At 67.3% G+C, this 23,281-nt stretch carries 29 protein-coding genes and 1 pseudogene; 14 read left to right on the top strand and 16 right to left on the bottom strand.

Translation table 11 applies throughout. From position 1 onward, the window contains the following. The first annotated feature begins 4 nt into the window (after positions 1-4). The 5 genes from K0O62_RS16725 to K0O62_RS16705 all read left to right on the top strand — a co-directional run bounded on the left by K0O62_RS16725 (position 5) and on the right by K0O62_RS16705 (position 4,356). Positions 5-985 (top strand): alpha/beta hydrolase, encoded by a 981-nt coding sequence (locus K0O62_RS16725; RefSeq protein ID WP_234800213.1) that lies wholly within the window; start codon positions 5-7, stop codon positions 983-985. 28 nt (positions 986-1,013) lie between these two features. Then, positions 1,014-2,312: an MBL fold metallo-hydrolase gene (locus K0O62_RS16720; RefSeq protein WP_079244410.1), complete on the top strand. Its 1,299-nt coding sequence runs from the start codon at positions 1,014-1,016 to the stop codon at positions 2,310-2,312. 32 nt (positions 2,313-2,344) lie between these two features. Continuing rightward, complete coding sequence (locus tag K0O62_RS16715; protein ID WP_073858204.1) at positions 2,345-3,064, top strand: flavin reductase family protein; 720 nt, start codon at positions 2,345-2,347, stop codon at positions 3,062-3,064. Then, positions 3,061-3,855, top strand: coding sequence for an alpha/beta fold hydrolase (locus K0O62_RS16710; RefSeq protein WP_073858262.1), 795 nt, complete (start codon positions 3,061-3,063; stop codon positions 3,853-3,855). Before K0O62_RS16715 ends, K0O62_RS16710 begins: the two co-directional genes overlap by 4 nt. Before the next feature lie 72 nt (positions 3,856-3,927). Next, positions 3,928-4,356 (top strand): tautomerase family protein, encoded by a 429-nt coding sequence (locus K0O62_RS16705; RefSeq protein WP_073858203.1) that lies wholly within the window; start codon positions 3,928-3,930, stop codon positions 4,354-4,356. 89 nt (positions 4,357-4,445) lie between these two features. Here K0O62_RS16705 and K0O62_RS16700 read toward each other — a convergent pair whose 3' ends face one another. The 3 genes from K0O62_RS16700 to K0O62_RS16690 are packed head-to-tail and all read right to left on the bottom strand — an operon-like array spanning position 4,446 to position 6,390. Further along, the gene (locus K0O62_RS16700) at positions 4,446-4,865 is read right to left on the bottom strand and encodes an arsenate-mycothiol transferase ArsC (RefSeq protein WP_073858202.1); all 420 of its coding nucleotides are present in this window, start codon (positions 4,863-4,865) and stop codon (positions 4,446-4,448) included. Further along, complete coding sequence (arsB, locus tag K0O62_RS16695) at positions 4,862-5,941, bottom strand: ACR3 family arsenite efflux transporter (protein WP_073858260.1); 1,080 nt, start codon at positions 5,939-5,941, stop codon at positions 4,862-4,864. The genes K0O62_RS16700 and arsB overlap by 4 nt, the downstream gene beginning before the upstream one ends. Further along, complete coding sequence (locus K0O62_RS16690) at positions 5,938-6,390, bottom strand: ArsI/CadI family heavy metal resistance metalloenzyme (RefSeq protein WP_073858261.1); 453 nt, start codon at positions 6,388-6,390, stop codon at positions 5,938-5,940. Before K0O62_RS16690 ends, arsB begins: the two co-directional genes overlap by 4 nt. A 98-nt stretch (positions 6,391-6,488) precedes the next feature. On the opposite strand from K0O62_RS16690, the gene K0O62_RS16685 reads away from it, so the two are divergent. After that, positions 6,489-6,845: an Rv2640c family ArsR-like transcriptional regulator gene (locus K0O62_RS16685; RefSeq protein WP_073858201.1), complete on the top strand. Its 357-nt coding sequence runs from the start codon at positions 6,489-6,491 to the stop codon at positions 6,843-6,845. 110 nt (positions 6,846-6,955) lie between these two features. Beyond that, positions 6,956-7,213, top strand: coding sequence for a DUF3297 family protein (locus K0O62_RS16680; protein ID WP_073858200.1), 258 nt, complete (start codon positions 6,956-6,958; stop codon positions 7,211-7,213). Between the two features lies 1 nt (position 7,214). Here K0O62_RS16680 and K0O62_RS16675 read toward each other — a convergent pair whose 3' ends face one another. From K0O62_RS16675 to K0O62_RS16650, 6 genes are all read right to left on the bottom strand, one after another. Then, on the bottom strand, positions 7,215-7,847 hold the full coding sequence (locus K0O62_RS16675) for a TetR/AcrR family transcriptional regulator (RefSeq protein WP_073858199.1): 633 nt from the start codon (positions 7,845-7,847) through the stop codon (positions 7,215-7,217). A gap of 36 nt (positions 7,848-7,883) precedes the next feature. Continuing rightward, on the bottom strand, positions 7,884-8,411 hold the full coding sequence (locus K0O62_RS16670) for a Leg1-related protein (protein ID WP_165637019.1): 528 nt from the start codon (positions 8,409-8,411) through the stop codon (positions 7,884-7,886). A 127-nt stretch (positions 8,412-8,538) separates the two neighbouring features. Continuing rightward, positions 8,539-9,312, bottom strand: coding sequence for an SDR family NAD(P)-dependent oxidoreductase (locus K0O62_RS16665; RefSeq protein ID WP_073858197.1), 774 nt, complete (start codon positions 9,310-9,312; stop codon positions 8,539-8,541). A gap of 261 nt (positions 9,313-9,573) precedes the next feature. Beyond that, positions 9,574-10,260, bottom strand: a complete 687-nt coding sequence (locus tag K0O62_RS16660; RefSeq protein ID WP_073858196.1) for a cation efflux transmembrane domain-containing protein — start codon at positions 10,258-10,260, stop codon at positions 9,574-9,576. Then, positions 10,260-10,598 carry an ArsR/SmtB family transcription factor gene (locus K0O62_RS16655; RefSeq protein WP_073858195.1) on the bottom strand — a complete coding sequence of 113 codons (339 nt, stop codon included), beginning with the start codon at positions 10,596-10,598 and terminating at the stop codon, positions 10,260-10,262. Before K0O62_RS16655 ends, K0O62_RS16660 begins: the two co-directional genes overlap by 1 nt. Positions 10,599-10,677: 79 nt before the next feature. Then, the gene (locus K0O62_RS16650) at positions 10,678-11,334 is read right to left on the bottom strand and encodes an isochorismatase family protein (protein ID WP_073858194.1); all 657 of its coding nucleotides are present in this window, start codon (positions 11,332-11,334) and stop codon (positions 10,678-10,680) included. Positions 11,335-11,523: 189 nt separating this feature from the next. On the opposite strand from K0O62_RS16650, the pseudogene K0O62_RS28705 reads away from it, so the two are divergent. From K0O62_RS28705 to K0O62_RS16625, 6 genes and pseudogenes are all read left to right on the top strand, one after another. Beyond that, positions 11,524-11,661 (top strand): annotated as a pseudogene (locus tag K0O62_RS28705) (HD domain-containing protein); the annotation flags it as partial. A 107-nt stretch (positions 11,662-11,768) separates the two neighbouring features. Then, positions 11,769-12,749 carry a hypothetical protein gene (locus K0O62_RS28700; RefSeq protein WP_079244519.1) on the top strand — a complete coding sequence of 327 codons (981 nt, stop codon included), beginning with the start codon at positions 11,769-11,771 and terminating at the stop codon, positions 12,747-12,749. Between the two features lie 60 nt (positions 12,750-12,809). After that, positions 12,810-13,418: a biotin transporter BioY gene (locus tag K0O62_RS16640; protein ID WP_073858193.1), complete on the top strand. Its 609-nt coding sequence runs from the start codon at positions 12,810-12,812 to the stop codon at positions 13,416-13,418. Next, the gene (locus tag K0O62_RS16635; RefSeq protein ID WP_073858192.1) at positions 13,411-14,106 is read left to right on the top strand and encodes an energy-coupling factor ABC transporter ATP-binding protein; all 696 of its coding nucleotides are present in this window, start codon (positions 13,411-13,413) and stop codon (positions 14,104-14,106) included. Before K0O62_RS16640 ends, K0O62_RS16635 begins: the two co-directional genes overlap by 8 nt. Then, positions 14,103-14,705 carry an energy-coupling factor transporter transmembrane component T family protein gene (locus K0O62_RS16630; RefSeq protein ID WP_073858191.1) on the top strand — a complete coding sequence of 201 codons (603 nt, stop codon included), beginning with the start codon at positions 14,103-14,105 and terminating at the stop codon, positions 14,703-14,705. The genes K0O62_RS16635 and K0O62_RS16630 overlap by 4 nt, the downstream gene beginning before the upstream one ends. A 174-nt stretch (positions 14,706-14,879) precedes the next feature. Beyond that, a complete protein-coding gene (locus K0O62_RS16625) occupies positions 14,880-15,767 on the top strand; it encodes an SPFH domain-containing protein (RefSeq protein ID WP_073858190.1) in 888 nt (295 codons plus the stop codon). 22 nt (positions 15,768-15,789) lie between these two features. Here K0O62_RS16625 and K0O62_RS16620 read toward each other — a convergent pair whose 3' ends face one another. The 6 genes from K0O62_RS16620 to K0O62_RS28695 all read right to left on the bottom strand — a co-directional run bounded on the left by K0O62_RS16620 (position 15,790) and on the right by K0O62_RS28695 (position 20,838). Next, complete coding sequence (locus K0O62_RS16620; protein ID WP_073858189.1) at positions 15,790-16,413, bottom strand: VldE C-terminal domain-containing protein; 624 nt, start codon at positions 16,411-16,413, stop codon at positions 15,790-15,792. A gap of 393 nt (positions 16,414-16,806) precedes the next feature. After that, on the bottom strand, positions 16,807-17,982 hold the full coding sequence (locus K0O62_RS16615; protein ID WP_073858188.1) for a metallophosphoesterase: 1,176 nt from the start codon (positions 17,980-17,982) through the stop codon (positions 16,807-16,809). A 366-nt stretch (positions 17,983-18,348) separates the two neighbouring features. Further along, on the bottom strand, positions 18,349-18,930 hold the full coding sequence (locus K0O62_RS16610) for an ATPase (protein ID WP_073858187.1): 582 nt from the start codon (positions 18,928-18,930) through the stop codon (positions 18,349-18,351). Further along, positions 18,927-19,316: a TA system antitoxin ParD family protein gene (locus K0O62_RS16605; RefSeq protein ID WP_073858186.1), complete on the bottom strand. Its 390-nt coding sequence runs from the start codon at positions 19,314-19,316 to the stop codon at positions 18,927-18,929. The genes K0O62_RS16610 and K0O62_RS16605 overlap by 4 nt, the downstream gene beginning before the upstream one ends. A gap of 53 nt (positions 19,317-19,369) precedes the next feature. Then, a complete protein-coding gene (locus K0O62_RS16600; RefSeq protein ID WP_073858185.1) occupies positions 19,370-20,299 on the bottom strand; it encodes a lytic transglycosylase domain-containing protein in 930 nt (309 codons plus the stop codon). A gap of 194 nt (positions 20,300-20,493) precedes the next feature. Beyond that, positions 20,494-20,838, bottom strand: a complete 345-nt coding sequence (locus K0O62_RS28695) for a hypothetical protein (protein ID WP_234800212.1) — start codon at positions 20,836-20,838, stop codon at positions 20,494-20,496. On the opposite strand from K0O62_RS28695, the gene K0O62_RS16595 reads away from it, so the two are divergent. Continuing rightward, positions 20,816-22,432, top strand: a complete 1,617-nt coding sequence (locus K0O62_RS16595; protein WP_234800211.1) for an alkaline phosphatase family protein — start codon at positions 20,816-20,818, stop codon at positions 22,430-22,432. The two genes, K0O62_RS28695 and K0O62_RS16595, sit on opposite strands and share 23 nt — an antisense overlap. Before the next feature lie 12 nt (positions 22,433-22,444). On the opposite strand, the gene K0O62_RS16590 is transcribed toward K0O62_RS16595, so the two are convergent. Further along, positions 22,445-23,116 carry a VldE C-terminal domain-containing protein gene (locus tag K0O62_RS16590; protein ID WP_073858258.1) on the bottom strand — a complete coding sequence of 224 codons (672 nt, stop codon included), beginning with the start codon at positions 23,114-23,116 and terminating at the stop codon, positions 22,445-22,447. Positions 23,117-23,281: the final 165 nt, after the last annotated feature.

The following is a 23,281-nucleotide window of genomic DNA, read 5'->3' as shown; positions in this document are numbered from 1 at the left end:
AGGGTTGAAGCGGTACTACCTGAGCGGATGCCGTTCGGACAGAGTCGAGGTTGTGCCGATTGACAGACCTACGGAAGGCGCGGTGATGGTTGAGAAGCAGAACGTCGAATTCGCCGGTGAAAACGGGGTTGCTCTGCGCGGCTGGTTGTTCGTGCCCGACGGTCCAGGACCCCATCCTGGCATCACGATGGCCCACGGCTTCGCCGGGGTGAAGGAACACGGCCTGGAGCGATTCGCCACCGCGTTCGCAGCCGGCGGCTTCGTGGTGCTGCTGCACGACCACCGCGGCTTCGGCGCCAGCGGCGGATCGCCACGTTCCGACGTCGACCCGTGGGTTCAGATCGCCGACTGGCGCCGGGCGATCTCTTTCTTGGAGAACCAGCCAGTGGTGGATCCCGATCGAATCGGTCTGTGGGGCACCAGTTATGCCGGCGGCCACGCGATCGTGCTGGGCGCCACCGACCGGCGGCTGCGTGCGGTCGTCGCCCAGGTGCCCACCATCAGTGGGTATCAGCAGAGCTTGCGGCGAATCGCTCCTGACCAGGTGGCCGCATTGGAGGCTGCCTTCGCCGATGACGATCGTCGCCAGTTCCAGGGCGCGCCACCGGCGACCCGCGCCGTCGTCAGCCCGGACCCGTCGGTGCCCGCCGCATACCATGCGCCGGAAGCGGTCTCGTTCTACACGCAGCCCGTCGACGACGGGGTCTGGGACAACATCGTGACGCTGCGCTCGACCCGGGCGGCGCGCATGTATGAACCGGGTGCCTGGATCGCGCGGGTCTCGCCGACGCCCCTGCTGCTGGTGGTCGGCCTCCAGGACACCATCACCGTCGCCGATCTCGCCCTCGCCGCCTATGAAGCCGCTCTGCAGCCCAAAAAGCTGGTCACCATCGATGGCGGTCACTTCGACCCGTACCTGACGCGCTTCGCCGAAGCGAGCGGCGCCGCGCTGGCCTGGTTCACCGAACACCTCTCACACCCCTGAACCCTCTGAACCCTGAAAGGAAGACGACATGTCTGAGCTGCACTACGAGGTACTGGTCAACGACGGCGTGCGACGCCACCGCGAGCAGACGCTGCCCGACGGCAGCCCCATCATCTCCTCACCGGTCGCCTCCACGCTGATCTACGGCGAGCGCGACGCGGTCCTGGTGGACCCACCATTCACCTACGAGCAGGTGGCTCGCGTCGGCGACTGGATCGAACGCTCCGGCAAACATCTGACGGCCGTCTACGCAACCCACGGCCACGGTGACCACTGGTTCGGTACGGACCTTCTGCTGCAACGGTTCCCGGACGCGGTCGGTTACGCAACCGAGGGCACGATCGCGATGATGCACCAGCAGGGCACTGTTGGCCGCGCCCAGCAGTGGGACGTCGACTTTCCCGGTCTCATCCCGCCCAGCCCGGTGGTGTATCGACCGATTCCCGACTGCGGAATCGAACTGGAGGGTCACCGACTGCTTGCCGTGGAGGTCGGCCACACCGACACCGACGACACCACAGTGCTACACGTCCCGTCCATCGGCCTGGTGGTGGCCGGCGACGTCGCCTACAACGGTGTGCATCAGTACCTGCTCGAAAGCGCTGACGGGGGAGTCGACTCGTGGCTGGCCGCGCTGGACAAGGTGGCGGCGTTGGAACCTCGGGCCGTAGTGGCCGGTCACAAGAACAAGGAGCTGCCCGACGATCCCGCCATCCTCGAACAGACCCGCGACTACTTACTGGACTCCCGTCGACTCATCGCCGAAAGTCCCACCCCGCAGGTCTATTTCGACCAGATGATCGCCTTGTACCCGGACCGGCTCAACGTCGGGCCGGTCTGGTACACCGCGGTGGCGCTGCTGGCAGAACCAGCCGGCGACGCCCCGGTCGTGGACGAGGTGACACGGTGGTTCTTCGACGACTACCTGCCCACCTGGGTCGACGTGTGCGCCGGGACGACCGTGCGCGAACCCGAGTTCATCCTCGATTACTGGTCGGCACCGCTGAGCATGAGCACCGAACATGGCGGCCGGTGGATGGCCGACCAGGCCTCCGTCGTGGCGATGCTGCACGAACTGCACGAACGACTGCGGACCGAGGGCTATACGCACACGGTGGTGGCTGATCGCAGGGTCTCCGTCTACAACGTCAACGGGGCCGCGATCGACGTCATCTGGTCACGGCGACGCGCCGATGAGACCGAGATCGAAAGGGTGGTAATCCATTTCGAGCTCCAGCGCGGATCACACGGATGGCGGATCATCGGCATCCAGCAGGCAGCTACCGCCAGCGGATCACTTGAAACCGCCTGGGCGCCGGCTCGGTAGCGACCGAGCACCGCACACGAAAGGACATCACCGTGATCATCGATCCCACGGATCTGAATCCGACGTCGAGTTACAAACTCCTCATCGGCAGCGTCTTGCCCCGCGCCATCGCGTGGGTCAGCACCGCCTCGACCTCCGGCGTCGGGAACATCGCCCCGATCTCGTTCTTCACCGTCGTCGGCAGATTTCCGCCGGTGTTATCGATCAGCCTGCAGACGCGTTCGGACGGAGTGACTCTCAAGGACACCTTCGTCAACATCCGCGACACGGGCGAGTTCGTTGTGAATCTCGCGAGCATAGGCCAGGCCGACGCGGTCCACGATTCGGCCTACGAGTTCGACAGCGACGTCGACGAGTTCGACGAGCTCGGGCTGGACAGGGCCGGTTCGGAGGTGGTGTCCGCGCCGCGAATCGCCGGCGCGCCGATCTCATTCGAATGCGTCGTCGACCGCATTATCGCGATGCCGCTGGACGACCACGTGGTGTGGGGGCGGGTGGTGCGGATCCATGTGCGCGACGACCTGTACCTGCCCAATGGCCGGATCGACGTCGCCGCCCTCGGCGCGTTCGGCCGGCTCGCCGGCGAGTACACCCTGGTCGACAACATCTTCACCACACCGCTGCCCGACGAGGTGCTGGAACGGGTCGGCTCCCAGCGCGCCGTCCGACTGGACGGGCATGACACCGGTTACTCACCGATCGACACCGGCGAGTGGTCACCGTCGGGCGCCACGAAGGTGATCACGACATGACGCAGCCGCGCAGCGGGTTCCGTGTCACCTGCACGCCGGCGAGCAGGGCCGGTGCAGCCACGGTGCTCATGATTCACGGTTTCCTCGACGATGCGTCGGTGTGGGACGACGTGGTCGACGCCATGTCGGGTGAGGTGGGCGCGGTTCGGTACGACCTGCCCGGATTCGGTAGCCGCAGCGGATCGATTGCCGCAGTCGGCGGGCCGACGCTGCCCGCCCTTGCCGCCGAGGCGGCCGATGTCCTGGCCGAGATCGACGGGCCGGTGATCTTGGTCGGACAGAGCTTCGGCGCGCAGGTTGCCGAACTGCTCGCCGCGCAGCAGCCGGACCGCGTTCGCGGGCTGGTGCTGCTCACCCCCGTGCCGCTGAGCGGCACTCGGCTGCCCGACGAGGTGGTCGCTCCGTTCGCCGCGCTCGGCGGCGACCGCGTCACCCAGCGCCGCCTGCGGGCGGAGATGTCACCGGATCTGACCGAGGAGCAACTCGACCGGCTCACCGCCGTCGGCGCCGTCGTCTCGGCCGGCGCCACCGCGCACTACGTCAGTTTGTGGAACACCGGGGTGCCCGAGACGTCGGCCACGAGCGCATTCCGCGGGCCGGCCCTCATCATCGCGGGCAGCGCCGACGGATTCGTCACCGAGCAACTCGTCGACGCGATCAGTGCGCGCTTCTGCTATCCCGAGGTGAAGGTCATCGACAGGGGCGGCCATTGGCTGCACGTCGAGTACCCCGGGTTGGTCGCGGCCATGATCCTCGATTTCACCGACGCAGTCATCGGGGCAACGTCCTGAGTCGACTGCTGGATATGGGTTATGCCCGGCACGTAAAGACATTGACACGTAAAGACATTGAAAGGAAACATCATGCCGCTCTACGAGGTTGAGACGCCAAGCGGGAAGTTGAACGGTTCTACGAAGGTTGAGATCGCGAATGAGATCACCAGTATCCACCGTCGGTTCACCGGAGCACCGGAGGCGTTCGTCAACGTGGTGTTCCGTGAGTACGGCGACGGTGACTGCTTCGTCGCCCGCAAGCCGGCGAGCCGTTCGTTCCTTCTGGGCCGGATCCGGCACGGGCGCCCGCTGGAAGTGCGCCAGGGAATGCTGCGTGAGTTGAAGGACATGTGGGTCCGCATCACCGGCCAATCCGAGGTCGACCTCCTCGTCTCGCTGTCCGAGGTCGATCCGGCAATGGCGCTGGAGGCAGGCTTCTTCATGCCGGAGCCGGGCCAGGAGAAGGAGTGGTTCGAGGAGCACAGAGACAGGCTCGCTCAACTCGGCGTGACCGGTTGACACGTCACTGCCCATTCGTCTTCCAGCAACGGCGAGGCACAATCACGACGACGTACTGGCGCGCGGTCTGCGATGCGGCGCAGGTTGTCTCAGGAGCGCGACATCAAATCGGAGAGCAGTTTGTCCACGCGGCGTGCGATGTCGTCGCGGACGAGCCGCATTCGCTCGATACCGTCGATACCGCGTTCGGATGGTTCGTCGGTCACCCATGTCTCGACGGTGACGCCCTCGGGTGCATCGACGTGCGCCTCTCGGCCCAGCACGATGACTCGGTCCACCCGGCGCAGTAGGTCGGGGTCGATGGGTTTCGGGCGTTCGCTGGACACGTCAATGCCGACCTCGGCGAGCGACTCAGCGGCCAATGCGTTAAGCGAAGTGCCCGGTCGGGTGCCCGCCGAATGGACATCCACCGTGTCACCCGCGCGGTCCCGCATCAGGCCGGCGGCCATCTGGGACTTGCCCGCGTTCTTCACGCAGACGAACAACACACTCGGCGTGGAGGTGTTCATGCGCCGGCCCTTTCCGAGGCGAAACGGCGACGTAGCGCGAGCGAGACGTAGACCAGACCGACCAGCACCGGCACCTCGATCAGCGGGCCGACCACACCCGCCAACGCCTGGCCCGACACCGCACCGAAAGTCGCGATGGCGACGGCGATGGCCAGCTCGAAGTTGTTCCCGGCAGCCGTGAACGCCAACGTGGTCGTGCGTTGATACCCGAGGCCGAGCGCCGCGCCGAGCGCGTACCCGCCGCCCCACATCACGGCGAAATAGACCAGCAGCGGCAGCGCGATTCGCACCACGTCGAGGGGGCGAGAGGTGATCTGAGCACCTTGAAGGGCGAACAGGATGACGATGGTGAACAGCAACCCGTAGAGCGCCCACGGCCCGATCCTGGGCAGGAAACTGCCCTCGTACCAGTCGCGCCCCTTGGCGCGCTCGCCGATCCGACGGGACAGGTAGCCAAGGAGTAACGGCACGCCCAGGAAGATGAGGACCGACTTCGCAATCTGCCACGGCGACACACTGATCGACGTTTGATCCAGGCCGAGCCAGCCCGGAAGTACGGAAAGATAGAACCATCCGAGCACGGCGAACATGACGACCTGAAACACCGAGTTGAGCGCGACGAGCACGGCGGCCGCTTCCCGGTCTCCGCACGCGAGGTCATTCCAGATGATCACCATGGCGATGCACCGCGCCAGACCGACGATGATCAGCCCCGTGCGGTACTCGGGCAGGTCGGGCAGGAGCGCCCACGCCAGGGCGAACATCAGCGCCGGGCCGATCACCCAGTTGAGCAGCAGCGACGCAGCCATGAGCCGCCGGTCGCCGGTCACGGTTCCGAGCCGGTCGTAACGGACCTTCGCCAGCACCGGGTACATCATCACCAGCAGACCGATGGCGATGGGCAGGCTGATTCCGTCCAATTGGACCGCGCCGAGTGCCCGGTCGAGGCCGGGGACGGCGCGGCCCAGCAGCAGCCCGGCGGCCATCGCGGCACCGATCCAGAGCGGCAGGAAACGGTCGAGGGTGGACAGCCTGCCGACGACGGCAGGGTGGCCGGCGGTGGTGGATTCGGTCACCCGGCGGCCCTGGGGCCGCAGTCGCACGCCGTGGCTTCGGCGGCGTCGCCCTGGTCCTGGGTGGGGGCAGACGCACCGAAGCTGTCGGCGTCGGCCAGCTTGGTGTACACCTCCCACTTCTCCCGGTCCGGCGCGGTCACCCACACCTTGTCCTGAGTGGCGAAGCAGCAGGTGGTGTTCATCTCCTCCTCGGTGAACAGGCCCGCACCGGCCAGGCGCGCGATCTCGGAGTGCACGGTCTCGGTGGAATCCACCTCGACACCGAGGTGGTTGACGGACCCGCCCTTACCGGGGTTCTCGATGAGCACCAGCTTCAGCGGCGGATCGGCGACCGCGAAGTTGGCGTAGCCGGGCTTGACCTTCGCGGGTGGGGTACCGAACAAGGTGGTGTAGAACGCTATCGACGAGTCGAGATCATCGACGTTGAGCGCCAGCTGTACGCGAGACATGGGCACCTCCGAGGTGTGAGACATAAGCCGAATTGGTGATGGGTTCCGGTCTACTCCACCTTTTTGACTTATGTCAAGAAGGTGGGCATCATTGGGGCGTGCCCAAGACGCTGCCCACCATCGACATGTCGCAGCCGGTCTGCTGCGCGCCGGTCGCCGCCGGACCCGCCGACGATGCGGCGGCGCTGGACGTGGCGATGCGGCTGAAAGCGCTGGCCGACCCGGTCCGGGTCAAGCTGATGTCCTTGCTGTTCACCGCCGACGAAACGTGCACCACGGGATCGTTGGCCGCGGCTGTGGGACTGTCGGAGTCCACGGTCAGCCATCACCTCGGCCAGCTCCGCACCGCGGGATTCGTCGCATCCGAGCGCCGGGGGATGAGCGTGCAGCACACCGCGCGTCGGGACGCGCTCACTGCCCTGTGCCGCGTGCTCGACCCAAGCTGCTGCACTTAGCCGCAGCCAGTTCAAGCGCGGGCGCCATGACCTACGCGGAACCCGCGACCACGCGGTCGCGTAAATTCTGAACAAAGCCGAGCAATGCACAGCCTTCAACGGAAGCGATCATGTCCCAGGATCAGAACACCGACGTTCCCCCGAACCACCTCTCCATCGATCCGCGTAGCGCCGGATACAACGAAGAGGCGCTCCTGCGCGGCGTGGGTATCCGCTTCAACGGCTCCGAGAAGACCAACGTGCACGAATACAACGTCGCCGAGGGCTGGGTGCGGGTGGAGGTCCCCACCGCCAGGGACCGCCGCGGAAACCCGATGGTCGTCAAGCTCAGCGGCACGGTGGAGCCTTTCTTCCGCGACGCGGAATAGCTCAGTCCGGGGCCGGTGCCCCGAGCGTCCGCAGGCGCTCACCACCGGCGCCCACGAATCCCGACCAGATCAGTGTGGTGAGGTGCTCGACGAGTTCGTCGCGCTCGACCGTCCGGTCGCGCTGCCACCAGAACACCGACGCGGACACCGCCCCGAGGAGAGCGCGTGCCCAGGGGCCGGCGGCTCTGCGGTCGCCGTCGAGCTGATCGAAGGCCGCGGCGAGGATTCCTTCGAGCCGGCCGGCGAGTTCGTCGAACGCCGCCGCCGAACTCAGACTGGCGCTCAGGGTGGCCGATATCGCCGGCTCGGCCTCCACCCAGGCGCAGAAACAGTCGACCGCGGCACGCGTCTGTTCTCGGGGACCGGCCGCGGAGGCCGCGATGCCGGACACCTCCGCGACGATGCGCTGGGCCTGACGCTGTGCCAGCGCCGTCACCAGCGCGTCCTTGTCCGGAAACGCCGCGTACAGCGCCGATCGGGTCAGGCCGGATTCCCGGGCCACGTCGACCAGCGACAGTTCGGGCCCGCGCGACCGCAGGCTCCGTTCGGCCGCGTCGAGCAGGTCCTCGCGGCGCTGCCGGGCGTCGATGTGGGAACCAAGTGGCCGGCCAGGAGGCCTTCGGGTCGACCCCATGCTCGTATTCCCCTCACTCCCCGGCCGTGGCGCCGATCAAGGCCGCAGCAGATGGACGAGGAGTTCGACGACCTTGAGGCGGCTGGTGCGCTGCGGGTCGAACACCGCGGCGAGCAGGTTCACGACGTCCTCGCGGGCCGACCGTGTCCGCATCACCCGCTTCCACAGTGTGAGGTTGAATTGGTAACGCCAGGAGGGGCTTTCGCCAAGTTCGATGATGCCCCGCAGTGTCCTTCTCATCTCCGGGGGCAGGTCCGATCCCGTCGAGAAGTCTGCGGGCCCGACCAAGAGTCGCTCCGGGAGCACGTCCAGGCCTTGCTCGCACATGAAGTCGAAATCGGTGGGCCAGGCCGCTACCCACAGGTAGTCGACCATCCGGCACCAGCCCCGTAGGAACCGCAGCTCGGTGTCCGAGTACGGCTCGGCGTCAATGTGATACAGGTGCGTGACGACGAGGTCCAAGCAGGTCTTGTGCGCCTTCCACAGCGCCATGCGTAGCGGTTCGACGTCGTCGCCGGCGCGGGCCGACTGCACCAAGGAGAAGTAGGCCTTCCAGTCGGCCACGCCGCGGTGGAATCCGGCCGGTAGCACGAGATCGGCGAAATCGCCTGCCGGGTAGGCGAACCGGGACGCATGTGCGGGCTAACACCATGTCTATTTATGGTCGGGAAGTCAACCGGGTGGCGCGCCGCTACTGCGCCAGGTAACCGCCGTCGACGGGCAGGACGGCACCGGTGATGAAGGAGGCGTCGTCGGAGGCGAGGAAGAGGATGGCACTGGCGACTTCGGCCGGCTCACCGATGCGGCCCATCGGGTGCATGGCCTCGACCGTGGCCAGGTATTCCGGGCCACCGGGTTCCTCGCGCATCTGGTTGACCCGCTCGGTGCTGATCGTTCCGGGGGCAACGGCGTTGACTCTGATGCCCCGGTCGGCCCACTCGACAGCGAGGTGCTTGGCCAACCCGGTGGCGACGAACTTGGCGGGCCCGTAAGCCGCCTGCCGCTTCTGCCCGGCCACCCCGGAGATCGAGGTCAAACAGACGATGGCGCCGCCACCGGTCGGCAGCATCGCCTCGATCCCGAACTTGCATGTGAGGAACATGCCACGCCCGTCGATGGCCATCACGCCGTCCCAGTCGGCGGTCGTCATCTCCTGCACATCGCCGAGTGGGATGATGCCGGCGTTGGCGACCAGGACATCGAGGCGGCCGAAGCGCGCGGTTGCCGCCGCGATCATCCGGCGCGCATCGTCCTCGACCGAGACGTCGCCGATGACCGTCTCGACCTCCGCCCCGGTCTCACGCAGTTCATCGGCGAATGCCAGCAGAGCCTCGCCCTGGATGTCGGTCACGACCATCCGCGCGCCCTCGCGCGCGAATGACACAGCGGTCGCCCGACCTATGCCGAACGCGGCCCCGGTGATCACCGCGGATTTTCCGGGAAGCCGTCCTGGTCCTTGGTCCACGGTGTCCGTCCTGTTGTCGTCCTGGTGCGTCTTGGCACCGCATCTCGCTCAGCGTTACATGAGAGCCGGACGCGCCGGGGTGAATTCGGTATGCCGATCGTCGGCATAGGTCGGATGCCCACGCGCAAGCGGTCGCCGCCCATGTAGGTCGAGAGGGTTCGGCTCCGAAGTCGTTTCCGCTGGACATGGTGTCCGACACTGTCTGTCGAAGCCGATCTCGCACGCGCGTGCGCTGATGACTCGCACCACCTGGCCGGCGGCCTAGTCGTCGCCGCAGCCGCAGCCGGCCCGGGCCGGCTCTGACGCGACGGCTGTCGGTGCCGGGCAGCAGGTCTCACCCCTCCAGGCGTTGATTCCCTCGCGGACCGCGATGGCCGCGATGACGAGGCCTGCGATGGGGTCAGCCCACGACCAACCGAACAGGCTGTTGAGGGCCAGCCCGACGAGCAGTACCGCCGAGAGGTAGGTGCACAGCAGCGTCTGCTTGGAATCGGCTACGGCGGAAAGCGATCCGAGTTCGCGCCCGGCCCGGCGCTGCGCGTAGGACAGCACCGGCATGACAGCCAGGCTGAGCGCCGCCAGGAGGATGCCAAGGGTCGAGTGTTCGGCTTCCCCGGCTCCGACCAAGGCGCGAACCGCGTCCACGGTGACGTAAGTGGCCAGCCCGAAGAACGAGAACGCGATGATGCGCAGCGCGATCTTCTCGCGCGCTTCGGGGTCCCGCCCGGCGAACTGCCACGCAACCGCCGCCGCCGAGGACACCTCGATCACTGAATCGAGACCGAACCCGACGAGCGCGGTGGAGGACACCCGGGCACCTTCACCGATCGCCACGACGGCCTCGATGGCGTTGTAGGAAATGGTGGCGGCGACGAACAACCGGATGCGGCGGGCCAGTAACGCCCGCCGCGCATCGGTCAATGACGGGTTCTGTGCAGTGGACGCCATCAGTCGCACCCACAGACCCTGCCGTCGGGTCCGACGCACTGGCAGTCGGGGTCGACGGCGAGGACCAAGCCCATCAGGTCATCCAGGGCGTGACCGATGCGGGCGTCGGCCAACTCGTACCGCGTGCGGCGACCTTCCGGCACCGCCACGACCAGGCCACAGCCGCGCAGGCACGCAAGGTGGTTGGAAAGCACCTGCCGGGAAACGCCGATCGTGTCGGCAAGGTCGGCGGGATAGCTCGCAGCGGTGTTGAGGCTGACCAGGATGCGGGTCCTCGTGGCATCTGACAGGGCGTGACCGAAGCGGGCCAGCGCGTCGGTGTGGGCAACTGTCCGCATCCGGATAAGGGTACATCCAAACATGTATTCAGAAAAGGCTGTATGCAGAAGGTGCTGACCGACCCCGTGCCCGCGGTGGCTAGGTCGTCGAGTTCATCGCGGCTACGACATCTGCGGTCGAGATCACCCCGTGGGCGAGGTAGGCGTAGTTGATGAGCGCGGCGGCGTAACCGTCGCCCCACTCGGGGTGCCGGGGACCGGCGATGGCATCGCGGACGACGTAGACCTCGAAACCCTGTTCGAGAAGGTCGCGCAGGTGCGATTCGACGCACATGTTCGCGAGCATCCCACCCAGCAGGACCTTGTTGATCCGGCGTTTACGCAATTGCAGAACCAAGTCGTTGGTCTGCGACCCGAATACCTTGTGTGGGCTCACGACGACCGTGTCGGGGTGGTCGATATACGGCTTGAACTCTTCGAGCCAGTCGGCACCCGATCCGGTGAGTCCGTCGAGGTTCAGTGCGCCCGGTCGGTCGAAGGTGCCGGTGCGCAATTCATCGGCCTCCAGCGCCCCGTTGAAGAGCCAGCGGTGATCAGTGGGATAGAAGTAGTGCGGGGAGATGAACATCCCGAAGGAATTGGCCTGTGCAGCTTCGAAAATGGCGAGCATGTGCTCGACGGTGCCGTTCTCGGTGACGCTGTCTCCGGTCGCCGCCCAGTTGATGCCGGTAGGGCTCAGGACATCGTTCTGCGGATCGATGAACACCACGGCGGTGTGACTTCGGTTCCAGTCCATCGGAGTTCCTCGATTCGTGCTGGGCGATCCTGGCATCTGTGCCATCGATGTTGTCACCCGTAGTAGCCGGTGTCCTCAGTGTTCGCCCCCATCTCGGTGTCCCGCTGACCTCACCGCCGGACGCCTGCTGGCTGGTAGGCGGGACCGAGAGGGTCTACCTCTTCGGGGGCACGCGCTTGGTCTGGGACCGAGATCCTTCACTTCCACCCGCGAGGTGACATCAAGAACGAGTTCCTACGGGCCTACTTCGACGGGTTCAAGGACCGTCCGGAGACGACCAACGGGACGGTGAACTCCGATGTCCTGGAGCACTTCATCCCCGGCTAGCGGCCGAGCCGAGTGTGGCGAGGCTTCGGCGATGTCGGAGGGCAGGCGAATACTGCCGGACAACAGAGCACCGCCACTTCGGCGGCGCCTATCCGGTAGGGGGCACCATGGGAAATCGGGCCAACATCGTGTTGGTGAATCACGACGGCTGGCAGTTGCGGTACTCGCACTGGGCGGGATGCCGGATGCTCGACGCCGTGCTGGCGGGGCCGGCGATGGCCACGCGCTACATCCTGGCGCGGAACACCAGCGACTTCTGGACCTGCGAGCTCTGGTCCGACGGCGGTCTGCTGCTCGACCTCGTCGAGCGTCGACTGCTGTTCTTCGGCGAGGAGATCATGACGACGATGAACGAACGACGGGCCATGTTCGAGGTGCTCAAGGCCGTCTGGCCGGATTACTCGATCGCCTGGGCGTACGGTGCGACGGCCGAGATCGCCGCCTATGTCGGTGCTCCACTGCTGTTGCGCGACAGTGCTTCTGAACCGGAATTGAAACTCGCCACGGACCCGGATCGGCTCCATCATCTCGTCACGGTCGCCCAAGGTGGACAGCTTCGGGCGTGGCCATTGTGGTGGGGCAGCAGCGCCGCCTGGCACGGTCCGCGACTGCTCGACATGTTGCCCACCGACGGACAGCGTTCGCTGCGGCTGGGGATCGTGCCCGAGAGCGGCGTCCACGTCGATGTGCCGGAGAAGACCCTGGGAATATGGGTGACCAGCCCGGTTCCGGGTCTCTTGCGGTGGCTTCCGCGCCTGTGGCCGGGATGGCGGATCGAATTCTGGGAGGACCGCTACGAGGAGCAGCTTCGTCGCTGTGGCTCCCACGTCACTGCGCCGGCTCTCGACCTCCTCTCGGGTATCGATGAAGCCCGATCCTGGTTGAAGAAGCGGGTTCTCCAGAGCTGTGAGGACAGTCCAGCCGGCCGAATCCAAAGCCTCGCCGCTCTGATCGCGGCCGAGGGGCTGCCACGTCCAGAGGTCGGCCCGGAAGCAGTGCGAGACAGCGGTGAGCGGCCGAGTTCGGCGGAATGGCAGAGCTTCGAGCGGGCCTGCGCGCTGGTCCGCGCCACGAGAAAGGCGGCCTGATCCGGGCGGCTCAGACGGGGGAGGTCCGCGTCACGTCGCGGCGTCGACCATAATTCCCGGGTGAGTGCTCAGACCTCCAAGTCCCGCCGGTTCGGTCGCATCGAGTCCCGCGACCTGACCCAGGCGGCGGTGTTCGCCGGCCTGCTGGCCGCGCTCGGGCTGCCCGGCACCCTGACCATCGGACCCAGCGGGGTGCCGATCACACTGCAAACCCTCGGGGTGATGCTGGCCGGGTCGATCCTCGGGCCGCGCAAAGGTGCGTTGGCGATAGCTCTGTTCGCGACCCTGGCCATCGCCGGATTGCCGATCCTGGCCGGTGGCCGCACCGGGCTGGTGGCGCTGGCCTCACCGACCGCCGGTTTCTTCGTCGGCTGGTTTCCTGCCGTCATCGTGATCGGACTGCTGACCGCGCTGATGATGCCGCGCTACCGGGTGGTGTGGGGGATCGGCATCAACATCGTCGGCGGGATGGTCGTCATCTACTTGTTCGGCACCGCCGGCCTGATGCTGCGCACCGACCTGTCCTGGTGGGCCGCGTTGTCCACCAACGGCATCTACATCCCCGGCGATATCGCCAAGGCGGTACTGTGCGGTTTCGTCGCCGCCCAGGTACACCGGGCCCGACCGGGCCTCATCACGCCGTGGCGGACTGCCCGAACCCATGACTGACGACCCACCGGCGGCCATCGTCGTCGACGGGGTCTCGCACGCCTTCGGAGACCGACCCGTACTGCGTGACATCTCGTTGACGATCACCGAGCGCCGCGTCGGCATCGTCGGCGCCAACGGCAGCGGAAAATCCACGCTGGTAAGGCTGTTCAACGGATTGGTGCTCCCCGATACGGGGTCGGTACGCGTGCACGGCCTGGACACCGAGCGCTCGGCCAAGCAGGTGCGCCGGCGGGTCGGTTTCGTATTCACCGATCCGGACCGTCAGATCCTGATGCCGACCGTCGGCGAGGATGTCGAGCTCTCGCTGTCCCGGCAGAAGCTGGACCGTGCGGCCCGCGCCGCGAAGGTGGCTCAGGTGTTGGAGCGGTTCGGCCTGGCCGAGTACGCCGATCAACCCGCGCATCTGCTCTCCGGTGGGCAGAAGCAGCTGCTGGCGCTGGCGACGGTGCTGGTCACCGAGCCGGCGGTGGTGGTGGCCGACGAACCGACGACGCTGCTCGATCTGCGCAATGCCCGGATGCTGCGGACGGCTTTCGCCGCGTTGGACACCCAGCTGGTGGTTGTCACCCATGATCTGGAGTTGATCGACGATGTCGACCGGGTGATCGTGCTCGAGGACGGCCGGGTGGTCGCCGATGACCTGCCGTCCGTCGCTCTGGCCGCATACCGCCGGTTGATGACGTGACCGTGCTCGGGGACTACCGCCCGGGCGCGTCGTGGCTGCACCGGCTGCCGGCCGGAGCGAAGCTGCTCGGGCTCGGTCTGCTGATCATCGCGATGACGGTGTGGGTGGATGCACCCGCCCGGCTCGGCGTCGCCGCCGGCATCGTGCTGCTGGGTGCGCTCTCGGCCCGGCTGAACGTGTGGGCGCTGATCCGGCAACTGCGTCAGGTGCTGTGGGTGGTCGGGTTCATCTTCGCCCTGCAGATCGTGCTGACCGACTGGCGTCGAGCGCTGGTGGTGTGCGGGGTGCTGCTGCTCGCGGTGTCCCTGGCGGCGATGGTCACGTTGACGACGCGGACCACCGACATGCTCGACGCGGCGACCCGGGCGATGACACCGTTGGCGCGGTTCGGTTTCCCGGTCCGCCAGGTGGCCATCGCGCTGGCCCTGACGATCAGGTCGATCCCACTGCTGCTGGAGATCTTCCGGCAGGTGGACGAGGCACGTCGGGCGCGCGGGCTGCGCGTCAGCCCACGGATCGTGTTCGTACCCGTGATCGTCGGTGCACTCAAGGCCGCCGACGATTTCAACGAGGCGCTCATCGCCCGCGGACTCGACTGACGCGTTATCGAGGCCGAATCTTGTTGAGCCGCCGAGGCATCGGTGCCAGAATTGAGGCATGGAACCGGCTCCATAGAGCCGCGTAACGGCCCGCCACCCCGCGACGAGCGACGAGTCGACCTAGGACAGTTCGCGTTGATCCTCGCGGCGACGTCGAGCGGAAGTGGAGACATCATGATCACCATGTCGGTGCTGGCCGTGGCGGCCGGCCTGCTTGCCCTCTTGGTAGGACAGAACGTACGCGTCATCAAACAGTTCGAACGCGGCGTCGTCTACCGATTCGGACGGGTGCAGCCCCAGGTGCGCGGGCCGGGGCTCACCATGCTGCTCCCGGTCGCCGATCGTCTGCAGAAGGTGAACATGCAGATCATCACGCTGCCCGTGCCGGCCCAGGACGGCATCACCTGCGACAACGTCACCGTCCGGGTGGACGCCGTCATCTATTTCAATGTCTCCGACCCGGTCCGGGCCGCGGTCGACGTGCAGGACTACCGGTCCGCCATCGGCCAGGTCGCGCAGACCTCGCTGCGGTCGATCATTGGCAAGAGCAATCTCGATGACCTGCTCTCCAACCGCGAGCACCTGAACCAGGGCCTGGAGTTGATGATCGACAGCCCCGCGCTGGGCTGGGGCATCCAGATCGACCGGGTCGAGATCAAGGACGTGGTGCTGCCGGACTCGATGAAGCGGTCCATCGCGCGTCAGGCCGAGGCCGAGCGAGAACGACGGGCCCGGGTCATCACCGCTGACGGCGAGCTGCAGGCGTCCGAGAAACTGGCCCAGGCGGCCGAGGTCATGGCCGTGCACCCGGCCGCCCTGCAGTTGCGGCTGCTGGAGACCGTGGTCGAGGTCGCGGCGGAGAAGAACTCCACCCTGGTGCTGCCGTTCCCGGTCGAGCTGCTCCGCTTCCTGGAACGGTCGACGCCCGGATCCGAGGACGCCGAGGCCCTTGGCCCGGCGTCGGATACACCGAAACTGGCCGCGCCGAAGGTCCCCGACGATCTGCGGTCACTCCGGCTGGACGACCCCGTGGTGCACCGGCACGCCCGGCTGAATTCCTGACTGCCGGTCGCGCAGCCGGCGCTCAGCGCAGGTAGGCCTCGCTGCCCTTGGGGTATCCGCCGCCATTGGTGGCGATGTGCACGTGGTCGAAATGGTTTGCGGTGTCCCCGCCGCGGTTGCTCATCGGGCGCGGCGCGCGGCCCGGGCCGTAGGAGGTCTGGCGCCAGAGCACGTGGTTGATGTCGAACCGCGCGGCATTCTCCAGGACGTATGCGACGACGCGGTCGCCGAGGGCAATCGCCTCCTCGGAACGATAGTTGTCGATCATCACGTCGATCGCGAGTCCGTCGGGATGCCAGCGCATGGAGTCCGACCGCACTCCGCCGATGGTGAGAATCTCGGGGAACTCGGTGCTGACGGCGCGCGCCGCCAGGATGGTCCGCTTCTGCAGCCCCTTCTCCGGTGCCACCCCGGCGGGCAACTCGGGGCTGACGACCTGCAGGGCCGGGGGAGCGCTCGCCACCGGCGGCGGTGGCGCCACGACCTCCATGCAGCACGGCGGCGGAGCCGGAACCGGCGCAGCGGCGACGGCCGGGCTGGCACCCGCGCTGGCGCCGGTGACGAGGAACGTGGCGGCGGGGACGGCGACCGCAGCCAAAATCGCCGACCCGCGGCGCTTGGCCTTGGTTAACTTCTGCCTACTCACGGAATCGCACCATATCCACGGGTCCGTGGGCTAGTGCAAATCGCGGTTGTGCCTCCGGACGAGATGCACACCACTCATATCGGCCGGTCGCAGGGCTTTAGGGTCTGCGCGGGCGAAACGGCGGATTCAGTCAAACCAGCGGATTTCGCAACGATGGCTACCGGTCGAACCGCCTTCGGGGCGCATCTACCGGCGAAGTGAAGCACATCATAGTTAATCCTGAATGTGGGCAACACCTCGCCCGATACGCTTGACCGGTTGGCTTCGGGAGGTTTGATTTCCCCATCCGACGGTTCGCCGCCCACTGCCCGCACCGTGCCTGCGCCGGCAACAAGACCGGCCACGTCGGGCGCAGCGGTGCGGACCGCTCGGCGGACGATCTGTGCGTCCGGCTCACCGACCGGCGTTCAGCGTCAGCACCGAGATGTCCGGCGGCGCACCGACCCGAACCGGCGGACCCCAGAACCCGGCCCCGCGGCTGACGTACAGCTGGGTGTCCCGATGCGCCGACAACCCGGCCAGCGACGGCTGCACCGCGTCCACGATGTACTGGAACGGCCAGGTCTGTCCGCCATGGGTATGTCCGGACAGCTGCAGATCCACGCCGCGATCGGCCGCTTCGTCGATCAGGACCGGTTGGTGGGCCAGCAGGACCGTCGCGCGCGACGGATCGACCCCGGCCAGCGCGCGGTCGAAATCCGGTGGGTCACCACGCCGTTGGCCGGCCACGTCGTTGACTCCGGCCAGATCGAAGGCCGCGCCACCGCGCCGGATCGCGGTGTTCTCGTTGCGCAGCGGGGACACCCCGAACCGCTCCAGCTCGCGCAGCCAGGGCGCGGTGTCCTCGATGAAGTATTCGTGGTTGCCGGTGACGAAGAACGCACCCTCGCGAGACACCAAGTCCTGCAGCGGTTCCGCGGCGTGACCCAGCTTCTCGACGGAGCCGTCCACCAGGTCGCCGACGATGGCCACCAGATCGGCATCGGTCTCGTTGATCATCCGCACGATCCGCTCGGTGTGTCGCCGCCCGAGCAGCGGGCCGAGGTGAATATCGGAGACCACTGCGATCCGAAATCCGTTGAACGCCGGATCCAGTCGGCCCAGCCGGACCGGAACCTGCAGCACCTGCGGGGGCCCGAGTGCGGTCGCGGCGCCATAACCGACCAGCCCCACCGACGCGACACCCGCCGCGGCCGCCGTGGTGCGGGCCAGGAACACCCGCCGATCGAGCTGAGCGGCCGGCGGATCCGGAACAACCGGGGCATCCGGCGTCCCGCGCCTCACCCAGCCGCGCAGGGCCAGGCGTACCGGCTCCAGAATCAGCAACGCGAGCAGCAGGTACCCGAGCACCGCGAACCAGAGATAACCGGGCCACGCGAGCCACCCCGACTCGGCGACATCGGTGAACCGGGGCCCGAACAGCGTTGTCGCCAACAGTGCCGCCGCCCCTGACATCGCCACGGTCAGGATCGTGCGGCCACGTCCCGGCCGCGTGGTGTCCTTGACCAGCCGCTTCCACACATAGACGTGCGCGAGCGCGAGGACAGAACCGAGGATGAGGATGAACATACGAGCAATCAGGTCCGCGCCGGGTTCAGGCTCATCCTCCGACCCTAACCAACCTCCGGTCGGCGCCGGGACCATGTGAGTCTGCTCACCGGCGGTGATGAGGCTTGGGTTTTTGCTGGCAAACCTTGGCATGATTCGCCGTCGGAGTGGGTAAACAGGTGCGTCGGCGAAAGGAATCAAGATGTTCAGCGCGGGGGGATCGAGCGAACGCACCGTAGGGACATGCCCGGGATGCGGGTACCCCGTCCTCGGCCCTCAGCCGTGCGCCGTCTGTGCGCCGCTGCTGCTTTTGACCCCGCAGGGCCCGGCCCCTTCCGGACCGGTGGCCGCAGCCTAGACGCCGACGAAGGCCCGGGTGCCGGCGCGCTACTGCGCAGGCCGGATGCCGGTGAGCGCGTCCGGCGTCCAGTCCGGCCAGACGGGCGATCCCATCGGGAAGCCGGCGTTCAGCCGTGCCACGATGCGCGGCCCACGGCGGGAGCTGTTGTCATAGAACACGGTGGTGTCGGCGCGGGTGGCCGCCACGGCAACCAGGTGCCAAAGTCGTTGGTAGCGTTGCCGGATCTTGTCCTCGGGCACATCGTGGCCACCGGCCTGCACGCGGTGACGCACCCGCTCCACGGCCAGCTCCTCGGGGATCAACACCACGTGCAGCGCCACCGTGTACCCGGCGGCGTGTGCGGCGTCGATCAGGTCGAGTTTGGAGGGGTGCGAGAACACCGTCTCGGCGATGAACGACTCACCCAGTGCGACGAGTTTGGCGCGGGTGTCGGCGGCGATGCGCGCCGCCTCGTAGGCGTGTTCGAGGGCTGCGCCGGGCCAGCGGTGTCTGGCGATCTCGTCGGCATTGACCACCGGGCTGCCGGGGAGCAATGGGGCCAGGGTCAATTCGATGAACGTGGACTTACCCGCGCCGTTGCATCCGACGACCAGATCGAGCCTTTTCACCTACCGGCGTGCAGCACCGAGGAACTGCCGTCGGGTCGGTGCTGCACTATCTGCCCGGACTCATCGAGCGCCACCGTGGTGATGCCGCGCGCCGTCAGCAGCGCGCCGTAATCGGTATCGGCCAGGCTCTCCTCGATGGCCGCCGAGATCTCGGCGTCGAAGACGACACCTTCCTCATCGGTCAGTTCGCTGAGTTCCAGTCCACCGGCCAGCGCCGCCTCGACCTTGAGTCGCGCCGCGCTGTGCCGGCCGGACACCGCTCGCCCGACCCGCGCCCAGTGGTCGAGCTGCTGTTTGGCCGATCGGCTCTGCCGGGCGCCCTCGGCTGCGGCGCTGTCCATCAAATCTGCGGCGACCCGGGTCACCCGGTCGGCGGCGTTGGCCATGGTAATCCTCCTGTAGCAATCTGCTACCGAGTGTAGCAATCTGCTACGTGTGCTTACTGCGGGTGGGCGGCCAGGTATTCGGCGACCGGGATCGGGGTGGTCTCCGCGTACCCGATCGGCAGCAGCACGTCCCCGGCCGTGGTGCGGTAGTACACCTCCCACTCGTAGAAGCCGCCGAACGCGCCAGGATCGGCGGCCAGGATCGCCGCGTAGTTCTTGACCGCCTGCACATAGTGGTCGGAATTGTTGTACCGGAACAGCGCGTGATCGGGATCGGTGCCAAATCCGTTGGCGGCCAGGTACCGTCCGGCGGCCAAGATGCTGTCGCGCGGGGCGTGGATGTCACCGCCGTCGCCGTAGGCGGCGAACGTGGACGGCAGGAACTGCATCGGCCCCTGCGCACCCGCGGTGCTGGTGCCCGCGATGCTGCCCAGGCGGGTCTCGATCAGGTTGACCGCGGCCAGATAGTTCCAGCCGACCCCGGAGGCCGCCTCGGCCTCGCGGTAGTACCCGAGCAGTTCCCCGGCCGGGCGGGGCGCCTCGACCCGCCAGGCCGGCAGGGTGTCCTTGGCATCGCCGATGAGCACCGCATCGAGGTGCCGGCGGGCGTCGACGTTCAGGTCGTAGATCTCGAGCAGCGCCGGGGGGACGCGGGGACGGGTGAGCGCATCCCATTCCGGATGACGCCCGATCGCCCGGTAGGCGGCCTGCTGGCGGCGGGCGGCCGCCTCGACAGCCTGCGGCGGTGACGACGGATTCCGTAGCGTCTGTTCGTCGGCGACCAGATCGTCGGCCAATTGCACGGGGTCGGCGGCGAGCACGGGTTGTGCCGGTACCGGACCCTGCGGTGGCGGTGGTGTGGTTGCGGCCGTGAGAATTTCGGGTGCCGTTGTGGTCGGCGCAGTCGGGGCTGTATCGGCGGGCTCCGGTGGTGGCGAACAGCCGGTGAGCCCGGCGAGCAATGCGAAGGCCGCCACGAGCATCCGGAACGGGGGCGGGCCAAGTCGCGCATTCGTGTCCACCGGACGGGGTCCGAGCGGTAATTTGCCGTACAGATTCGGCGAGCAACGTGAGGCGGCGATGAGGTGACGATAGCAATGCCTCCGGCCGCCCCGAATCCGAATGGATCGCAACCGCGCCGACCCGGTGCGCGGACGTCGAAAGGGAACTCCATGGGTTACGCCAAGCACATCGGTCGTGTCGGCGCCCTGGCGGTGACACTGGGGGTGGGTGTCGCGCTGGCCTCGGCGCCGGCCGCCTTCGCCGACTCGTCGGAGGGCTCCTCGTCGAGCAGCTCGTCGAGTTCGAGCAGCAGTTCGTCGAGTTCTTCGAGTTCGTCCGATGGCGCGGGTGCGGCCTCGGGTGCCACCGGCACGTCGGGTTCGTCCAGTTCGTCGGACTCCTCGGATTCGGAATCCTCGCCGTCCTCCAGGTCGGGCAGGTCCTCGACCGTCGGCCGCACCGGCGCCGGTTCGTCGGCCGCCGACGAGGAGACCGCCGTGCGGATCAGCGTCAACGACACGGCCGCCCGGCCCGGCACCCAGCGTCGCTCCCCGCTGCGCGCGACCACTGCCCGCACCGCCAAGACCAGCCCGCTGTCCGCCGGCGACCCGAGCGCTGCCGAGCCGACCCTCAAGCTGGTCACCGTGACCGTGGAGACGGCGCCGGCGGTCAACCCCGAGCCCGGCACCCCGCCGCTGGAGGCCCCCGCAGCCCTGGCCGCCCTGGCCGCGGTGCGCGACGAACTGGAACGCAACACCCAGCGCCGCAACGCAACCGCAGGCCCGCAGATCGGCATCAGTTCGGTGGACACCCCGAATGTGTTGGTGATCGGCGTCGACGGCGTCAACCTCAGCCGGGTGCTCGCCGACCCGGCCAACGCCAACTTCTTCAACCTCATTCAGAACAGCTCGACGGCGCCGTCGAGCATCGTCGGGCACACCACCATCTCCAACCCGTCCTGGTCGACCATTCTGACCGGCGCCTGGGGCGAGAAGACCGGCGTGATCAACAACGTCTTCACACCGTGGACCTACGACAAGTGGCCGACGGTGTTCAACCAGCTCGAAGAGGACCACGACGACGGGATCCAGACCACCGCGATCGCCAACTGGGACGTCATCGCCGCGATCGCGGCAGCCGGCGGCGAGCTGGGCGCGGACGACATCCGGTTCATCGCGCAGGTGGCCAACGATCCCAAGTGGCTGTTGACCGATGACGCCGTCGGCGATCAGACCGAGATCGTCATCGGCAACTCCAACCCGAACGTGGCCAACTTCGTCTTCAGCTATTTCGTCGGTGTCGACGAGAACGGTCACGCCCACGGCGGCGCCTCCGAGGAGTACAAGCTGGCGCTGAACAACTTCGACCGCAACCTCGGCGAGATCCTCGCCGCAGTGAGCCAGTGGGAGGCGGACAACAACGAGCAGTGGACCATCATCCTGGTCACCGACCACGGCCACACGTCACAGTTGGGCCTCGGGCACGGCTTCCAATCACCCAACGAGACCGAGACGTTCGTCATCGTCAACGGCCCGGGTTTCAGCTCCGGCGCGATCAATCTGCAGTACGAGATCGTCGACGTCACCCCCACGGTGGTGACGTTGTTCGGCGGCACCCCGCGGGCGGGCGACGGTACGTCGATGACCGAGCTGACCAACAACGTCTTCCCGATCAACAACGATGAGGCCTTGCGCGAGGCGCTGCAGGACCTCATCTCCAAGAACGGCTACCCGTCGGTCGCCACCAACGTCGCCCTCGGGGTGCGCACCATCTTCACCTCGATCCCGTACTTCCTGTACAACTTCACCCTCGATGCGGTCGACGGGTTGAAGTCGGTTGCCGCGCAGAACATCCCGGTGGTGAGCTTCGTGGCGGCGCTATTGGTCGCCCCGGTGCAATTCATCGGCGACCTGGGCTACGTGGCGACGAACTTCGTCGCCCAGATCGTCGCCCGGATCACCGGTGTCACCGGAGCGAGCATCTTCCCGCTGTGGCCGCCGGCGGCGCCGGACTTCCCGTCGATCCTGGAGGAGCTGTCCCGGCTGAACGACGCCGCGGACTGTGCCGACCCGGCGGTCGGGGGCCAGTGCGCGGTCCCGTCGATCGCGGTCTGAGGGCTTGCAACCTCAGGAGTTCATCGAACCCAGGTAGTACGACTCGCGGCCGGTGGGGTATCCGCCCCCATCGGTCGCGATGTGCACGTGGTCGAAGTGGTTCAACGTCTCCGATCCGTAGTCCGCGGTCCAGCTCGGCGCCCCGATGCCGGGGTAGAAGCCTTGCCGCCAGATGACGTGGATGACGCCCCAGCGCTGCGCGTTAGCCAGCGCCAGGCCCGCGATCTGGTTGCCGAGCGCAATGCCCTCGTCGCTGTTGTGGTTCGGGATCATCACGTCGATGGCCAGACCGTTGGGGTGCCACTTCAGCGCGTCCTGCCGGAACCCGCCGATGGTGGTGATCTCCGGGTACATCATGCTGATGGCGCGGGCCACCCAGATCGTCTTGGTCTGCAGTCCGCCCTCGGGTGCGACCCCGGCTGCCAGCGGGAAATCGAGCACCCGGGTGTCCACCGGGGCGCTCACCGCCAGCAGCTCGGCCTCGGTCGGAGCCTGCGCGGAGTTGGTGGGCAGCAGCGGCGCCCCGGAAGCGTGTTCGGCACTCTGCGCGGACGGGTCGGCGCCGGGGTGCTCGGCGTGGCGGGGCGCCGCGTTCTGGGCGTAGAGCGCCGCACCGGAGACGGCGACGGAGACAATGACGGCCAGCCACCGACCACGGTTTGCGGCTGACCTTGTTGTGCTCACGCAGAGCACTTTAAATGGCCGATCGTGCGAAGGGCATCAATCTCGGCGAGGTCATGTTGCGCGGCGCACCGACCGGACTCCTCCCGCACTCTCCTCGGCCACGTTTGCGTTGCCCACCGTTCATCCGGCTTGGTCAAGATCACTCGACTTTCACCACCGACCGAA

It is taken from the genome of Mycolicibacterium diernhoferi, assembly GCF_019456655.1.
Lineage (GTDB): Bacteria > Actinomycetota > Actinomycetes > Mycobacteriales > Mycobacteriaceae > Mycobacterium > Mycobacterium diernhoferi.
The sequence above is the reverse complement of the archived record's forward strand: the minus strand, read 5'-3'. Positions and strand labels throughout refer to the sequence as shown.

Coding starts and splice junctions, on each gene's coding strand:
- K0O62_RS16650 (WP_073858194.1), bottom strand. CDS start 11,334: ATGGACTGGAACCGAAGTCACACCGCCGTGGTGTTCATCGATCCGCAG.
- K0O62_RS16655 (WP_073858195.1), bottom strand. CDS start 10,598: ATGCGGACAGTTGCCCACACCGACGCGCTGGCCCGCTTCGGTCACGCC.
- K0O62_RS16660 (WP_073858196.1), bottom strand. CDS start 10,260: ATGGCGTCCACTGCACAGAACCCGTCATTGACCGATGCGCGGCGGGCG.
- K0O62_RS16625 (WP_073858190.1), top strand. CDS start 14,880: ATGATCACCATGTCGGTGCTGGCCGTGGCGGCCGGCCTGCTTGCCCTC.
- K0O62_RS16675 (WP_073858199.1), bottom strand. CDS start 7,847: ATGGGGTCGACCCGAAGGCCTCCTGGCCGGCCACTTGGTTCCCACATC.
- K0O62_RS16720 (WP_079244410.1), top strand. CDS start 1,014: ATGTCTGAGCTGCACTACGAGGTACTGGTCAACGACGGCGTGCGACGC.
- K0O62_RS16615 (WP_073858188.1), bottom strand. CDS start 17,982: ATGTTCATCCTCATCCTCGGTTCTGTCCTCGCGCTCGCGCACGTCTAT.
- K0O62_RS16710 (WP_073858262.1), top strand. CDS start 3,061: ATGACGCAGCCGCGCAGCGGGTTCCGTGTCACCTGCACGCCGGCGAGC.
- K0O62_RS16690 (WP_073858261.1), bottom strand. CDS start 6,390: ATGTCTCGCGTACAGCTGGCGCTCAACGTCGATGATCTCGACTCGTCG.
- K0O62_RS16700 (WP_073858202.1), bottom strand. CDS start 4,865: ATGAACACCTCCACGCCGAGTGTGTTGTTCGTCTGCGTGAAGAACGCG.
- K0O62_RS16605 (WP_073858186.1), bottom strand. CDS start 19,316: ATGGCCAACGCCGCCGACCGGGTGACCCGGGTCGCCGCAGATTTGATG.
- K0O62_RS28700 (WP_079244519.1), top strand. CDS start 11,769: ATGGGAAATCGGGCCAACATCGTGTTGGTGAATCACGACGGCTGGCAG.
- K0O62_RS16600 (WP_073858185.1), bottom strand. CDS start 20,299: ATGCTCGTGGCGGCCTTCGCATTGCTCGCCGGGCTCACCGGCTGTTCG.
- K0O62_RS16635 (WP_073858192.1), top strand. CDS start 13,411: ATGACTGACGACCCACCGGCGGCCATCGTCGTCGACGGGGTCTCGCAC.
- K0O62_RS16680 (WP_073858200.1), top strand. CDS start 6,956: ATGTCCCAGGATCAGAACACCGACGTTCCCCCGAACCACCTCTCCATC.
- K0O62_RS16705 (WP_073858203.1), top strand. CDS start 3,928: ATGCCGCTCTACGAGGTTGAGACGCCAAGCGGGAAGTTGAACGGTTCT.